General features: G+C 72.8%; 13 protein-coding genes. 10 read left to right on the top strand and 3 right to left on the bottom strand.

Annotated elements, in window-relative coordinates; genetic code table 11:
* The first annotated feature begins 9 nt into the window (after positions 1–9).
* Positions 10–1,338, top strand: a complete 1,329-nt coding sequence (hisS, locus tag ACGFH8_RS16700) for a histidine--tRNA ligase (RefSeq protein WP_393367807.1) — start codon at positions 10–12, stop codon at positions 1,336–1,338.
* 77 nt (positions 1,339–1,415) lie between these two features.
* A complete protein-coding gene (locus tag ACGFH8_RS16705) occupies positions 1,416–2,351 on the top strand; it encodes an acyl-ACP desaturase (protein WP_393367981.1) in 936 nt (311 codons plus the stop codon).
* A 163-nt stretch (positions 2,352–2,514) separates the two neighbouring features.
* Here the strand turns inward: ACGFH8_RS16705 and ACGFH8_RS16710 are convergent, their stop codons facing one another.
* Positions 2,515–3,021 (bottom strand): PaaI family thioesterase, encoded by a 507-nt coding sequence (locus ACGFH8_RS16710; protein ID WP_393367809.1) that lies wholly within the window; start codon positions 3,019–3,021, stop codon positions 2,515–2,517.
* Between the two features lie 55 nt (positions 3,022–3,076).
* Between ACGFH8_RS16710 and ACGFH8_RS16715 the strand changes: the two genes are divergently transcribed.
* Positions 3,077–3,553, top strand: coding sequence for a winged helix-turn-helix transcriptional regulator (locus ACGFH8_RS16715; protein WP_393367811.1), 477 nt, complete (start codon positions 3,077–3,079; stop codon positions 3,551–3,553).
* A 265-nt stretch (positions 3,554–3,818) separates the two neighbouring features.
* Complete coding sequence (locus ACGFH8_RS16720; RefSeq protein WP_393367812.1) at positions 3,819–4,865, top strand: S1 family peptidase; 1,047 nt, start codon at positions 3,819–3,821, stop codon at positions 4,863–4,865.
* Positions 4,866–4,940: 75 nt separating this feature from the next.
* On the opposite strand, the gene ACGFH8_RS16725 is transcribed toward ACGFH8_RS16720, so the two are convergent.
* Positions 4,941–5,657: a DUF998 domain-containing protein gene (locus ACGFH8_RS16725; protein WP_393367814.1), complete on the bottom strand. Its 717-nt coding sequence runs from the start codon at positions 5,655–5,657 to the stop codon at positions 4,941–4,943.
* 155 nt (positions 5,658–5,812) lie between these two features.
* Here ACGFH8_RS16725 and aspS point away from each other — a divergent pair, with 155 nt between their 5' ends.
* From aspS to ACGFH8_RS16745, 4 genes are all read left to right on the top strand, one after another.
* Positions 5,813–7,636, top strand: a complete 1,824-nt coding sequence (aspS, locus tag ACGFH8_RS16730; protein ID WP_393367816.1) for an aspartate--tRNA ligase — start codon at positions 5,813–5,815, stop codon at positions 7,634–7,636.
* Between the two features lie 98 nt (positions 7,637–7,734).
* Positions 7,735–8,547 (top strand): sugar nucleotide-binding protein, encoded by an 813-nt coding sequence (locus ACGFH8_RS16735; protein WP_393367818.1) that lies wholly within the window; start codon positions 7,735–7,737, stop codon positions 8,545–8,547.
* 64 nt (positions 8,548–8,611) lie between these two features.
* Positions 8,612–9,217, top strand: coding sequence for an ArsR/SmtB family transcription factor (locus ACGFH8_RS16740; protein ID WP_393367820.1), 606 nt, complete (start codon positions 8,612–8,614; stop codon positions 9,215–9,217).
* Entirely contained in the window at positions 9,214–10,500 is a 1,287-nt protein-coding gene (locus ACGFH8_RS16745; RefSeq protein ID WP_393367822.1) for an MFS transporter, read from the top strand. Before ACGFH8_RS16740 ends, ACGFH8_RS16745 begins: the two co-directional genes overlap by 4 nt.
* A gap of 34 nt (positions 10,501–10,534) precedes the next feature.
* Here ACGFH8_RS16745 and ACGFH8_RS16750 read toward each other — a convergent pair whose 3' ends face one another.
* Positions 10,535–11,275, bottom strand: coding sequence for a GNAT family N-acetyltransferase (locus ACGFH8_RS16750; RefSeq protein WP_393367823.1), 741 nt, complete (start codon positions 11,273–11,275; stop codon positions 10,535–10,537).
* 140 nt (positions 11,276–11,415) lie between these two features.
* On the opposite strand from ACGFH8_RS16750, the gene ACGFH8_RS16755 reads away from it, so the two are divergent.
* Together ACGFH8_RS16755 and ACGFH8_RS16760 are read left to right on the top strand one after the other, a co-directional pair.
* Positions 11,416–11,631 carry a hypothetical protein gene (locus tag ACGFH8_RS16755; RefSeq protein ID WP_393367825.1) on the top strand — a complete coding sequence of 72 codons (216 nt, stop codon included), beginning with the start codon at positions 11,416–11,418 and terminating at the stop codon, positions 11,629–11,631.
* A 74-nt stretch (positions 11,632–11,705) separates the two neighbouring features.
* The gene (locus ACGFH8_RS16760) at positions 11,706–13,244 is read left to right on the top strand and encodes a replication-associated recombination protein A (protein WP_393367826.1); all 1,539 of its coding nucleotides are present in this window, start codon (positions 11,706–11,708) and stop codon (positions 13,242–13,244) included.
* Positions 13,245–13,855 lie beyond the last annotated feature (611 nt).

Raw genomic sequence — 13,855 nt, forward strand, 5'->3', positions numbered from 1 at the left:
AGTACGCCGATGAGCAAGCCCACGCCCATCTCCGGTTTCCCGGAGTGGACCCCCGGTCAGCGGATGATCGAGCAGTTCGTGCTCGACAAGATCCGGACCACGTTCGAGCTGTACGGCTTCGCGCCGCTGGAGACCCGCGCGGTGGAGCCGCTGGACCAGTTGCTGCGCAAGGGCGAGACCTCGAAGGAGGTCTACGTGATCCGTCGGCTGCACGCCGACGCCGAGAGCGGGGGCGGCGACGACCAGCTCGGCCTGCACTTCGATCTGACCGTGCCGTTCGCCCGCTACGTGCTGGAGAACGCCGGCAAGTTGACCTTCCCGTTCCGTCGCTACCAGATCCAGAAGGTGTGGCGGGGGGAGCGGCCGCAGGAGGGGCGCTACCGGGAGTTCGTCCAGGCCGACATCGACATCGTCGACCGGGACACCCTGGCACCCCACCACGAGGCGGAGATGCCGCTCGTCATCGGGGACGCGCTGCGGTCGCTGCCGATCCCGCCGGTGACCATCCAGGTCAACAATCGCAAGATCCCCGAGGGCTTCTACCGGGGCATCGGGCTCACCGACCCGGAGGCGGCGCTGCGGGCGATCGACAAGCTCGACAAGATCGGCCCGGTGAAGGTGGCCGACCTGCTGGCCCAGACCGCCGGGGCGAGCGAGGCGCAGGCCAAGGCGTGCCTGTCGCTGGCCGAGATCTCCGCACCGGACGCGTCGTTCGCCGACGCCGTGCGGGCGCTCGGGGTGAGCGACCCGCTGCTGGACGAGGGCATCGAGGAGCTGGTCCGGGTGGTGCAGACCGCCGCCGAGCACTCGCCCGGCCTCTGCGTGGCGGACCTGCGCATCGCCCGCGGCCTGGACTACTACACCGGCACCGTCTACGAGACCCAACTGCGCGGCTACGAGCGGTTCGGCTCGATCTGCTCCGGCGGCCGGTACGACAACCTGGCCAGCGCCGGCGCTGTCTCGTACCCCGGGGTGGGTATCTCGATCGGGGTGACCCGGCTGCTCGGGCTGCTGTTCGGAGCGGGCGACCTGTCGGTCTCCCGCTCGGTGCCCACCTGCGTCCTGGTGGCGCTGGCCGACGAGGAACACCGCGGGGCCAGCGGCCGGATCGCGGCGGCGCTGCGGGCCCGCGGGATCGCCACCGAGGTCTCGCCGAGCGCGGCGAAGTTCGGCAAGCAGATCCGCTACGCCGAGCGGCGCGGCATCCCGTACGTCTGGTTCCCGGGCGTCGACGGGGCACCGGACGAGGTGAAGGACATCCGGTCTGGGGCGCAGGTCACGGCCGGTGCGCAGGAGTGGGTGCCGCCCGTGGAGGACCTTCGGCCGACGGTCAGCTGAGTCTCCCCACTGGCGCTCATGGCCGCGGGGACCTACGGTAGCGTAAGTTACGCCACCGTAGGGAGTTTCTCGTGACCATGAGCACCACACTGAGCCAGACCGCGCTCCTCGTCGAGTTGGAGCCGGTGGTTGCCCGCAACCTCGACCGCCACCTTTCGCTGGCCAAGGAGTGGTTCCCGCACGAGTACGTGCCGTGGAGCGAGGGGCGGACCTTCGACGGGCCGCTCGGCGGCGAGGCGTGGTCACCGACCGACTCCACGATTCCCGACGTGGCCCGCACCGCCCTGATCGTGAACCTGCTGACCGAGGACAACCTGCCCTCGTACCACCACGAGATCGCCACCCTGTTCGGCCGGGACGGCGCGTGGGGCACCTGGGTGCACAGGTGGACCGCGGAGGAGGGCCGGCACGGTGTCGCGATCCGCGACTACCTGACGGTCACCCGGGCGGTCGACCCGGTGGCGTTGGAGCGGGCCCGGATGACGCACATGTCCGAGGGGTACACGAACGCCCACGGCGACGAGGTGCTGCACTCGCTGGCGTACGTCTCGTTCCAGGAGCTGGCCACCCGCATCTCGCACCGCAACACCGGCAAGGCCACCGGCGATCCCGCCTGCGAGGCGCTGCTCGCCCGGGTGGCCGCCGACGAGAACCTGCACATGGTCTTCTACCGCAACCTGCTCGCCGCCGCGTTCGAGCTGGCCCCGAGTCAGGCCATGCGGGCCGTCGCCGACGTGGTGGCCGACTTCCAGATGCCGGGCAGCGGCATCGACGGCTTCGCCCGCAAGTCGGTGGCGATCGCCCTGGCCGGCATCTACGACCTGCGCCAGCACCGTGACGATGTGCTCCAGCCGGTGCTGCGCCAGTGGGACGTCTTCAACGTGACAGGTCTCGACGCCGACGGCGAAGCCGCCCGCGAGCAATTGGCCACCCAACTGGACACCCTGGACCGCGCCGCGAGCCGCTTCGAAGAAAAGCGCGCAGCCCGAGCCGCCCGCCTAGCCCCCCGCTAACCCACCCCACCCCCACCCCCACCCCACCCCCGCCCCCGCCCCACCCCGCCCCCCACCCCTCTAGCCCTTGTTGATCATGAGGTTGGCGGGTCTGTCGATCTTCGAATCGCCCGCTAACCCCATGATCAACGCAGTGAGTGGGGTGGGGAGGGGGCGGTGGGGGTCAGGGTTGGGGGAGGAGTAGGCAGGTGCTGGTGGCGTGGGCTACCAGGCGGTTGGTGGCGTCGGTGATGCGGGCTTCGGCCAGGGCCGTGCGGCGGCCGCGTTGGAGCACCGTGCCCTCGCAGCGCAGCGTGCCGCTGTCGACGGTGACCTGGCGGAGGAACTTCACGTTGAGGTCGAGCGAGGTGTAGCCGACGCCGGCCGGCAGGGTGGTGTACACGGCGCAGGCCGCCGCGGTGTCCAGCAGTGTGGAGAGCACGCCACCGTGGACGCTGCCGAGCGGGTTGTAGTGGAACTCCTGCGGGATCAGCTCGACGACCACCCGGCCCTCGTCGGCCGCCATCCGGGTCATGTCGATGAGGTGCATCACCGGTGGCGCGGCCAGCTCGCCGGCGATCATCGCCCGGAGCCTGTCGAGGCCGCTGCGTCGACCGACCTGAGCGGCGTTGACCGCCGGGTCCGCCCAGGTGAAGGTACGGCTGCGTGCCGGTTCCTGAGTCTGCGTCATGGACGCAGCCTGGCAGCAGGTTGCTGAGTCTGTCAACGAGATCTAGCCTGGTCGGATGCGACCCGCGGCACTTGACTGGTCGGTGGAGAACTGCACCATCGCCCGCGCGATGGAGATCCTCGGTGAGCGGTGGACCCTCGTGGTGCTCCGCGAGGTGTTCACCGGCATCCGCCGCTTCGACGACATGCGGGTGCGCACCGGGATTCCGCGGCAGGTGCTGACCAACCGGCTGGCCGTCCTGGTGGAGCAGGGCGTGCTGCGCCGTGAGCCGTACCGGGAGCCGGGCAGCCGGCTGCGCCACGAGTACCGGTTGACGGAGAAGGGCCTCGATCTCTGGCCGGTCCTGGTGGCCGTGCTCGGGTGGGGTGACCGGCACCTCGCCGACGCCGAGGGGCCGCCGCTGACGGTCACTCACCGTGACTGCGGTGCCCAGGTGCGCGTCGAGTTGCGCTGTGCCGACGGGCATGACGTGGGGCAGGCGCGCGACGTGCTGCCCCGCCCCGGCCCCGGCGCCCGTCGCCGTACCCCCTGACGGGGCCTGCCGGCGCGCCGACACATCGATGACCGTACGCGTCGAGCGCGGTTCTGGTGTGACGGTGGTTGTGCGTCATCGTGTCAGTGGTGTTGCGGAGATGTGGCCGGCCGAGTCCGCTGGATCCGGGCGGAATCAAGCCTTGTCAATGATCTTAAGTATGTGAATACTTCAGTGCACTCGGCCGGTTTCCCCAGATCGGCCGGGTTGTCATCGGGTCAGCCGACCTCGGCGAGACCCGCTCCCCCGCCCAGGAGGTTGTTACATGCGACCCACGAGGTCCACGTTCCGCGTTGCGGCCACTGTCGCCGTTTCCGGAAGCCTGGTCGTCGGCGTGCTCATCGGCGCACCCGCCCAGGCCGCACCCGCCGCCTCACCCGACGCCGCGGCCGCGCTGTCCGCGCAACTCGGTGACCGCTCGGCCGGCTCGTACATCGACGCGAGCGGCAAGTCCGTCGTCACGGTGACCGACGCGGCCGCCGCGAGCGCGGCGAGCAAGGCCGGCGCCGTCGTCCGTTACGTCACCCGCGGTGCCGGCGAACTCAACCGGGCCACCGCCGACCTGGAGCGCTCCGCCAAGATCCCGGGCACCGCCTGGTGGAGCGACCCGGTCACCAACCAGGTGGTCGTCTCCGTCGACAGCACCGTCACCGGCGCCAAGCTGGAGCGGGTCAAGGCCGCCGCCGCGCGGGCCAACGGCGCGGTCCGCGTCGAGGCCGAGGCTGGCGTGCTGAGCACCCGGATCTCCGGTGGCCAGGCCATCTACGCCGGCGGGGGCGGGCGTTGCTCGCTCGGCTTCAACGTGCGCAGCGGCAGCACCTACTACTTCGTGACCGCCGGGCACTGCACGAACATCTCGGCCAACTGGTACTCGAACTCCGCGCAGACCGCCCTCATCGGCACGCGGACCGGCACCAGCTTCCCGGGCAACGACTACGGCATCGTTCGGCACAGCAACTCGGCGAACGCCGCCGGCAACGTCTACCTCTACAACGGCAGCTACCGGGACATCACCGGCGCCGGCAACGCCTCCGTCGGCCAGTCGGTGCAGCGCTCCGGCAGCACCACCGGCCTGCGCGGCGGCACGGTGAACGCGACGAACGCCACGGTCAACTACGCCGAGGGTTCGGTCTCCGGCCTGATCCGCACCAACGTCTGCGCCGAGCCGGGTGACAGCGGCGGCTCGCTGTTCGCCAACACCACGGCCCTGGGCATGACCTCCGGCGGCAGTGGCAACTGCCGCACCGGTGGCACGACCTACTTCCAGCCCGTCACCGAGGCCCTGAGCCGCTACGGCGTCAGCGTCTTCTGATCGAGTCACCGCCCGCGGGCCGCCGGAACCCTCCGGCGGCCCGCGTCGTGCGTCCGGCCGCCGTCGCGCGCCGGCTCACGCGAGCCGGTCGGGCCGCTGGGTGGGCCGCAGGGGATCCGGGGGTACGACCCCCACGGCGGGGGTGGCGGCGCCGGGTGTCGCGGCACCGAGGGACCAGGCGAGGTGCGCCCGCCGGGCGGAGACGACCGCCAGCAGCGGCCACAGGGACACCGCCACCGCCGTGACCCGCTCGGCCAGGCCGGTGCGCGACCCACTCGTCACCTCGAAGGCGCACCAGCCGAAGAGGGCGAGCAACACCACGGTGGCGCTCAGCCCCACCGCCCGGCGAAACGCCCAGGGTGGCTCCGGTCGGGTCGGGTACGCGGCGTCGTGGCCACGCGGCAGCCACAGCGCCGAACCGGCCGGCCAGAGCACCAGGGCGAGGACGGCCACCGTGGCCGCGACGCCGTGGCTGACCGAGCCGCCCACCGGCGGGCGGGGAAACGCGACGAGCGCGATGGTGGCCACCCCACCGATCGCGAGCAGGAACCGACTGGGTAGCCCGGCCGTGTGCAGGACGGCGGCCACCGACAGGTAGCAGCAGCCGAGCAGCACCAGCGCCACCACCATGATCCAGGCGTCGGTGGCGTCCTGCCCCGCCAGCTCGCTGATGGTGTCCCGGATCGGGTCGTACCCGGCGGGTTGCCGCGCCTGGGCGACCGTCCAGCCGCTCACCAGCAACAGGGGCGCGGCCGCCGCCGTGGCGACGGCCCAGTTCGGTACGGCGCGCATTTCGCCACGTTAACCGGCATGGCCGCGGGCCGAGTCGGGTTCACCGGCCTGCCCCACCTGCGAATCGCGCCGGCCTGCCGGGTGCCCCGGAGGTCAGGCGGCCACCCCTGACAGAATGCGGGTGAGGACTGTTCCACGATGAGGAGTTGCCAGCCGTGATCCGTACCCACAATGCCGGAAGCCTGCGCGCCGCGGACGCCGGCTCGACGGTGACGCTCGCCGGGTGGGTGGCCCGCCGGCGCGACCACGGCGGGGTCATCTTCGTCGACCTGCGCGACGGCACCGGTGTCGTCCAGGTGGTCTTCCGCGAGGAGGATGCGCACGCGCTGCGCAACGAGTTCTGCGTGAAGGTCGTCGGCGAGGTGACCCGCCGGCCGGCCGGCAACGAGAACCCGGAGCTGCCCACCGGTGAGGTCGAGGTGACCGTCACCGAGCTGGAGGTGCTCTCCGAGGCCGCGCCGCTGCCCCTGCCGGTGGACGACCAGATCGAGGCCGGCGACGACATCCGGCTGAAGTACCGCTACCTGGACCTGCGCCGCAGCGGCCCGGCGAACGCGCTGCGGCTGCGCTCGCGCGCCAGCCACCTGGCCCGGGGTGTGCTGCACGAGCGGGACTTCCTGGAGATCGAGACGCCGACGCTGACCCGGTCGACGCCCGAGGGCGCCCGCGACTTCCTGGTCCCGGTGCGCCTGCAGCCGGGCAGCTGGTACGCGCTGCCGCAGTCGCCGCAGCTGTTCAAGCAGCTGCTGATGGTCGGCGGCATGGAGCGGTACTACCAGATCGCCCGCTGCTACCGCGACGAGGACTTCCGCGCCGACCGGCAGCCCGAGTTCACCCAGCTCGACATCGAGATGTCCTTCGTCACCGAGGACGACGTGATCGACCTCGGCGAGGCGATCGTCTCGACGCTGTGGAAGGAGCTGGCCGGGCACGAGATCTCCGGGCCGATCCCGCGGATCACCTGGCACGACGCCATGGCCCGGTACGGCTCCGACAAGCCGGACCTGCGCTACGGCGTCGAGCTGACCGAGCTGACGGACTACCTGCGCGGCACCGGCTTCCGGGTGTTCGCCGGGGCGATCGACGCGGGCGGCTACGTCGGCGCGGTGGTGATGCCGGGCGGCGCGGCGCAGAGCCGCAAGGAGCTGGACGGCTGGCAGGACTGGGCCAAGGCGCGTGGCGCGCGCGGCCTGGCGTACGTGGTGTTGGACGCCGAGACCGGCGAGGCGCGCGGGCCGGTGGCGAAGAACCTCTCCGCCGAGCACCTGGGCGGGCTCGCCGACGCGGTCGGCGCCAAGCCGGGCGACGCGGTCTTCTTCGCCGCGAGCGCCACCACCCGGGAGGCGCAGGAGCTGCTCGGCGCGGCCCGGGTCGAGATCGCCAAGCGGTCCGGCCTGATCGACGAGAGCGCCTGGGCGTTCTGCTGGGTGGTCGACGCGCCGATGTTCGAGCCGACCTCCGACCAGGAGAACGGCGGGGCGGGCGGCTGGACGGCCGTGCACCACCCGTTCACCTCGCCGAACGCCGAGTGGGTCGACCGGTTCGAGGAGGCTCCGGACCGGGCCCTGGCGTACGCGTACGACATCGTCTGCAACGGCAACGAGATCGGCGGCGGGTCGATCCGTATCCACCGGGGTGACGTGCAGAAGCGGGTCTTCGACCTGCTCGGCATCACCCCCGAGGAGGCGCAGGACAAGTTCGGCTTCCTGCTGGAGGCCTTCAAGTACGGCGCTCCGCCGCACGGCGGCATCGCCTTCGGCTGGGACCGGGTCTGCATGCTGCTCGCCGGCGCGGACTCGATCCGCGAGGTCATCGCGTTCCCGAAGACCCGGGGTGGCTTCGACCCGCTGACCGGCGCGCCCACGCCGATCACCGGCCAGCAGCGCGCCGAGGCCGGCATCGACGCCAAGCCCAAGCCCCCGGCCACCGCCCACACGGGAACGGCCGGCCCGGCAGCCCCGGTAGCAGACCCCGTCTGACCCCCTTCCCTCGCCGTCGATCATGAGGCTGGCGGGCCCGCGCCACGGCGTGTCGCTCGTTAACCTCATGATCGACGGCGGCAGGGGGGCGGGCTGGGATGCGGGTGCTTGTTGTTGGGGGTAGCGGGCTTCTAGGGCGCGAGGTTTGTCGGCGGGGTCTCGGGCTTGGGTGCTCGGTGGTCGGGTCGTTCTATGCCGGTGAGATCTCCGTGCCGGGGGTCGCGGCGCGACGGCTGGACGTGACCGACCGGGCCGCCGTGCGTGCGCTGGTCGCCGAGGTGCGGCCGGACGCCGTGGTCGCGACCCCCTACCGGTACGACGACTGGGCGGTCACCGCCGACGGGGCCGCGCACGTGGCGGTCGCCGCCGCCGAGGTGGGCGCCCGGCTGGTGCACGTGTCGAGCGACGCGCTGCACGCCGGCCGTCCCACGCCGTACGCCGACGACGACCCACCCACACCCGTGCACGCGTACGGTGCCGCGAAGGCCGCGGCCGAGACCGCCGTACGGGCGATCGACCCCGGCGCGGCGCTGGTGCGGACCTCGCTGATCCTGGGGGAGGGCAGCAAACAGATCCAGCTCTGCCGGGACGCGCTCGCCGGTCGGGCCGTCCTGTTCAGCGACGAGCTGCGCTGCCCCATCGACGTCGGCGACCTGGCCGACGCCGTGCTGGAGCTGGTCGCCTCCTCGTACGCCGGTCTGCTCAACGTGGCCGGCCCGGACGCCGTCAGCCGGGCCGAGCTGGGCCTGCTGGTCGCCGAGCGGGACGGCCTGGACCCGGCCGGGTTGAGGACCATCACCAGCGCGGCCACCGGCCTGGTCCGACCCCTGGACGTACGCCTCGACTCCACCCGCGCCACCGGCCTGCTGCGCACGCGACTGCGGGGAGTACGCGAACTCCTGGCCTCCTGAGCGCGTGCACACTTCCTATGCATAATTCTTGTGCACAGGAAGTGTGCAGAGATAGTGTGCAGACATGGCGAACGACGAAGCGACCCCGCGGCCGGCACCGCGCGAGGTGCGGATCGACAAGCGGCAGGTCCGGGTGCTGGCGCATCCGCTACGGATGCGGCTGCTGGGCGCCCTGCGCGTGCAGGGACCCGCCACCGCCACCACCCTCGCGGAGCTGCTCGGCACCAACACCGGCGCGACCAGTTACCACCTGCGGCAACTTGCCGAGGTCGGGCTGGTCATCGAGGACCCGGACCGGGGCGGCGGGCGGCAGCGCTGGTGGCAGGCGGCTCACGACGTCACCAACTGGGAGCCGACCGACTTCGACGACGACCCCGACGCCCGGGCCGCGATCGAGTGGATCCAGGGCGACCAGGTGCGTCTGCTCGTCGAGAAGGCCGACCGCTGGTTCGCCATGCAGCACGAGTGGTCCCCGGCGTGGCGGGACGGCATCGGCATGAGCGACATCTTCCTGACCATCCCGCCGGCCCGGCTGGAGGAACTCAAGACGGAGGTGTGGCAGCTGCTGGAGCGCTACCACCGGGACGCCGAGGCGGTCGACCCCGCCGACCCGGAGGCCCGGCCGGTGCAGGTCTTCCTGGCCGCCTACCCGCTTGAGGGTCCGCGATGAGCGCGTTGACCGTACGCCAGGTCCGGTTTCGCTACCTCACGCTCTACGGTCTGCGCTGGTTGCCCACGGGTCTGATCATCCCGGTCATGATCCTGCTGATGCAGGAGCGCGGCCTGTCGCTGCCGCAGATCGGCCTGGTCTTCAGTGCGCAGGGTTTGCTGGTGCTCGCACTGGAACTGCCCACCGGCGGGCTGGCCGACGCCCTCGGCCGCCGACCGGTGCTCGTCGTGGCCTGGGCGCTCAGCCTCGTCTCGCTGGCGCTGTTCGCGGTGGCCGACTCGTTCTGGGTGTTCTTCCTGGTCTATGCCGTGCAGGGGATCTACCGGGCACTCGACAGTGGGCCGTTGGAGTCCTGGTACGTCGACGCCACACTGGCCGCGGACCCGGATGCCGAGTACGAGCGGGGCCTGGGCTACGCCGGCACCGTCAGCGGCGGGGCGATCGGCGCTGGCGCGCTGCTCAGTGGTGGCCTGGTCGCACTGGGTTCGATCGGGCGGGTCAGCGCGCTCACCGTGCCCGTGCTGGCCGCGATCGTCGCGCAGGCGGTCGCCCTGGTCGCGCTGACCGTCCTGCTTGTCGAGCAGCGACCGGCCAGCGGGTTCGCGGCCCTGCGGGCCTCGGTGGTCCAGGCGCCCCGGATGATCGGCCAGGCGATCGGGCTGCTGCGCCGTTCCCGGGTGCTGCTGGCGCTGGTGCTGGTGGAGCTGTTCTGGGGCTTCGGCATGATCACTTTCGAGTCGCTGCTGCCGGTCCGGCTCGCCGAGGTGATCGGCGATCCGGAACGGGCCGCCGCGCTGCTCGGGCCGGCCAACTCGGCGGCCTGGCTCGCCTCGGCCGCCGGCGCGGCGCTGACCCCGTTGCTGCTGCGCTGGTTCGGGGCCGCTCCGGGAGCGGCGCTGCTGCGCATCCTGCAGGGCGTCACGGTGGTCGGGATGGGCCTGTTCGCCGGGCCGGTCGGAGTGCTGGTGGCCTACCTGGCCTGCTACACCGTGCACGGCGCGTCGAATCCGCTGCACAGTGGGCTGCTGCACCGGCAGGTCGACGGCCCGTACCGGACCAGTGTTCTCTCGCTGAACTCGATGATGGCGCAACCCGGCTTCGCCCTCGGCGGGGTGGTCCTGACCGCGATCGCCGCCACCGCCAGCGTCAGCACCGCGATGGTGGTCGGCGCGGTGGTGTTGGCCGTCGCCGCCCCGCTCTACCTTCCCGCCTGGCTGGCCGGCCGTCGGGCCGCACCGGCCGCCGAGCCGACCGCGGTTCCGGTTCCCGCCGCCGACCATTGACGGAAGTCCCCTCGCCTGACTGGCAGCCGGCCAGTCAGGCGAGGCGGATCGAGCTGAGCGGGAGGGTGTTGGTGTAGCCGAGCCGGCGGTAGAGCCGCGTCGCACCGACGTTGTGCGTGTAGACGCCGAGCCCCACCGTGTCGTGGCGCGCCAGTAGCGCCCGGGTCATCCCCGCGGTCAGAGACGCGCCCAGCCCGCGACCTCGTTGGTCGGGGGCGACGGTCAGGCCGGCGACGAATCCGATGTCACCCTGGCTGCGGTCCGCGCCGCACGCCACCAACCGGTCGCCGGCCCGGATGCCGTACCAGTCGACCACCCGTGGGTCGCCCGGTCGGGAGGTGCTGCTGGGGAACGACTCTTCGACAAACGCGGTCAGTTCCGGTTGGTCGGCGTCGGTGAGGCGTACCACCGGCTGCTCGTCCGACTGCGTCGGCGGCACCGTGTCGGTCCAGTGGAAGTCCCAGTCGCTGTGCTCGGCCACCGCCAACCTGTCGGCCAGCAGTGCGCGATCGTGTCGAGGCAGGTGCAGCCGCTGTCCGGGCTGGAGCACTCCGTCGGCGGCGAGCGCGACACAGATCTCCAGCGCGGCTTCGGCAGGGCCGATCGCGCAGCCGGCCGGGCCGTACTCGGGCGGGACCAGCCACAGGACGGCGCCATCACCCCGGTACGCGCGCGCCGGTGTGGCTCGCCCGAGCGCGTGCCGGGCGAACGGGTGATATCCGACGGCGGCCAGGACGGCGCTCCGGTCCTGGAGCACCCGGTCGTCGATGATCATGCGGTCCAGCCTAGGAGCCGACTGTCGAATGCCTCCGCCGGGCCCTCGCGGCGTGGCCGTCTCCACCGTGGAGATTGGCGAGTCGACCGATTGGGTACATCACGCGCCGACCTACTGGGAACCCCCACCGGAGGACCGACATGCTCGCCATCCTGGCTGCCATCGTCTTTGGCTTTGCCCTGCTGCTCGACCTGCTCAACACCGACTTCGGAGCACCCGACCTTTTCAACTGGAACACCCTCGTCCTCATCGGGTTGCTCCTGCTCTCGCTCTACCTGGGCGGCGTGGGCAGCGGCCCGCGCAGTGGCGGCGGTGGCGGTCGCTGGTACCGGGGCCGTCGCCCCGGTCGTGGCTGACCGGAACCGATCACCGGTGGCGGGCCCACGGCGCGATTCCGGCCTCGTGGGCCCGGCCCGGTACTGTCTTCGTGATGGAGTCCGACGCCCTCTTCTCCCTCGGTGAACCCGCCGGGTCGCGCAGCGCGCCCGACGGTCCCGCCGGTGTCGACGGCTTCACCGCGGTCGCCGACGATTCGCCCCTGCCCGTCCGGATGCGTCCGGTGACCCTCGACGAGTTGGTCGGGCAGGACCACCTGCTCGCCCCGGGTGCCCCACTGCGGCAACTGGTCTCCGGCGGCGCCCCGATGTCGGTGATCCTCTGGGGTCCCCCCGGCAGCGGCAAGACCACGATCGCGCATCTGGTGGCCGGTGCGACCGACCGCCGCTTCGTCGCCATGTCGGCGCTCTCCGCCGGCGTCAAGGACGTGCGGGCGGTGATCGAGGCGGCCCGCCGCCAGCGCCGCGCGGGCGGCCCGCAGACCGTGCTCTTCATCGACGAGGTGCACCGGTTCAGCAAGACCCAACAGGATTCGCTGCTCGCCGCGGTCGAGGACCGCACCGTCACGCTGCTGGCGGCGACCACCGAAAATCCGTACTTCTCGGTCATCTCCCCGCTGCTGTCGCGGTGCGTGCTGCTCACCCTGCAACCGTTGGACGACGAGGCGGTCCGGGGCCTGCTGCGCCGCGCGGTCGCCGACAAGCGGGGCCTGGACGGCGTGCTCACCCTGACCGGCGAGGCCGAGGACCACCTGGTCCGACTCGCCTCCGGTGACGTCCGGAAGGCGCTCACCGCCCTGGAGGCGGCGGCTGCCTCCGCCACGGCGCTCGGCGGCGGGCGGATCGACCTCGCCACCGCCGAGCAGGCCGTCGACGTCGCCGCGGTGCGCTACGACCGCGACGGCGACGCCCACTACGACGTGGTCAGCGCCTTCATCAAGAGCATGCGCGGCTCGGACGTGGACGCCGCGGTGCACTGGCTGGCCCGCATGCTGGTCGCCGGCGAGGACGCCCGGTTCATCGCCCGCCGCCTGGTCATCTTCGCGAGCGAGGACGTGGGCATGGCCGACCCCGGCGCGCTGAGCGTCGCCACCGCCGCCGCCCACGCCGTCGAGTACGTGGGGCTGCCCGAAGCGCAGCTCAACCTGGCCCAGGCGGTGATCCACCTGGCCACGGCCCCCAAGTCCAACTCGGCCACCACCGCCATCGGCGCCGCGATCGCCGACGTCCGGGCCGGCCGCGGTGGCTCGGTGCCGCGCGGGCTGCGCGACGCGCACTACGCCGGCGCCCGCGGCCTGGGCCACGGCACCGGCTACCGCTACCCGCACGACGACAAGCGTGGCGTGGTCACCCAGCAGTACGTGCCGGACGACCTGGTGGGCACCGACTACTACCAGCCCAGCCCGCACGGCGCGGAACGGTCGGTGGCCAACCGGCTGCCGGTGCTGCGCCGGATCGTGCGTGGCCTGCCGGCCCCGGCCACCCGTCCGGACACGCCGACAGCCGAGCCGACGGTAACGGCGCGGACCGCGTCCGCGCCTCCTGGTGAGAGCGACCGCCCGACGACGGGCACCGGCGCCCCCGGCACGACGCAGGACAGCGGCGCTGACGCCGCAGGAGAGGGTCAACAGTGAAATCGCGTGGTGGGGACCGCCCGGACGAGGGCCCGGACGAGCGGCGCGATCCCCGCGCCAAGACGCGCCGGTGGGGTCGAGGCCGCGCGGCCGAGGCCGAGCCGGAGGAGCCGGTCGCCGGCGAGGAGTTCGGCTGGATCGACGACCTCCGTTCGGCCAAGCAGCAACGCGGCGAGCTGGGCCCGGACGGCGCACCGGCGGAACCCAACCGCCCACACGGCGGCCCACCCGAGCCCGCCGGGCCGCGCAGGGGTGCGCCGGCCGAGCCACCGGGGCCGCGGACGGGTGTCGCGCCCGAGCCCGGTGGACCGCGCAGGGGTACGCCGGCCGAGCCGTCCGGGCCGCGGACGGGTGGACCGCCCGAGCCCGCCGGTGCGCGTGCGCCGGTGCCGCCGCCCGGCCCGCGCCAGAGCGGCCCGGACGGTGGTGCCGCCGCCCGGCGACCGGTCGACACCCCCTGGCCGGGGAACGCGCCGCCAGTGGGCCGCCGCCCGGACGACCGACCGTCTGCCGCCGGCCCCGCCGCCCCCGGCCAGCCCGCGCGTCGCGGCGTGCAGCCGGCGCCCGGCGCCCGCGCCGCCGTACCGCCGGCGCCCCCCGCCGCCCGCCCG

Origin of the sequence: Micromonospora sp. NPDC049175 (genome assembly GCF_043197345.1) — a bacterium.
Classification (GTDB): Bacteria; Actinomycetota; Actinomycetes; order Mycobacteriales; family Micromonosporaceae; genus Micromonospora.

What these genes read in the sequence shown, in the direction of transcription:
- hisS (WP_393367807.1), top strand. Translation starts at nt 10, where the DNA reads ATGAGCAAGCCCACGCCCATCTCCGGTTTCCCGGAGTGGACCCCCGGT.
- ACGFH8_RS16705 (WP_393367981.1), top strand. Translation starts at nt 1,416, where the DNA reads ATGAGCACCACACTGAGCCAGACCGCGCTCCTCGTCGAGTTGGAGCCG.
- ACGFH8_RS16710 (WP_393367809.1), bottom strand. Translation starts at nt 3,021, where the DNA reads ATGACGCAGACTCAGGAACCGGCACGCAGCCGTACCTTCACCTGGGCG.
- ACGFH8_RS16715 (WP_393367811.1), top strand. Translation starts at nt 3,077, where the DNA reads ATGCGACCCGCGGCACTTGACTGGTCGGTGGAGAACTGCACCATCGCC.
- ACGFH8_RS16720 (WP_393367812.1), top strand. Translation starts at nt 3,819, where the DNA reads ATGCGACCCACGAGGTCCACGTTCCGCGTTGCGGCCACTGTCGCCGTT.
- ACGFH8_RS16725 (WP_393367814.1), bottom strand. Translation starts at nt 5,657, where the DNA reads ATGCGCGCCGTACCGAACTGGGCCGTCGCCACGGCGGCGGCCGCGCCC.
- ACGFH8_RS16735 (WP_393367818.1), top strand. Translation starts at nt 7,735, where the DNA reads ATGCGGGTGCTTGTTGTTGGGGGTAGCGGGCTTCTAGGGCGCGAGGTT.
- ACGFH8_RS16740 (WP_393367820.1), top strand. Translation starts at nt 8,612, where the DNA reads ATGGCGAACGACGAAGCGACCCCGCGGCCGGCACCGCGCGAGGTGCGG.
- ACGFH8_RS16745 (WP_393367822.1), top strand. Translation starts at nt 9,214, where the DNA reads ATGAGCGCGTTGACCGTACGCCAGGTCCGGTTTCGCTACCTCACGCTC.
- ACGFH8_RS16750 (WP_393367823.1), bottom strand. Translation starts at nt 11,275, where the DNA reads ATGATCATCGACGACCGGGTGCTCCAGGACCGGAGCGCCGTCCTGGCC.
- ACGFH8_RS16755 (WP_393367825.1), top strand. Translation starts at nt 11,416, where the DNA reads ATGCTCGCCATCCTGGCTGCCATCGTCTTTGGCTTTGCCCTGCTGCTC.
- ACGFH8_RS16760 (WP_393367826.1), top strand. Translation starts at nt 11,706, where the DNA reads ATGGAGTCCGACGCCCTCTTCTCCCTCGGTGAACCCGCCGGGTCGCGC.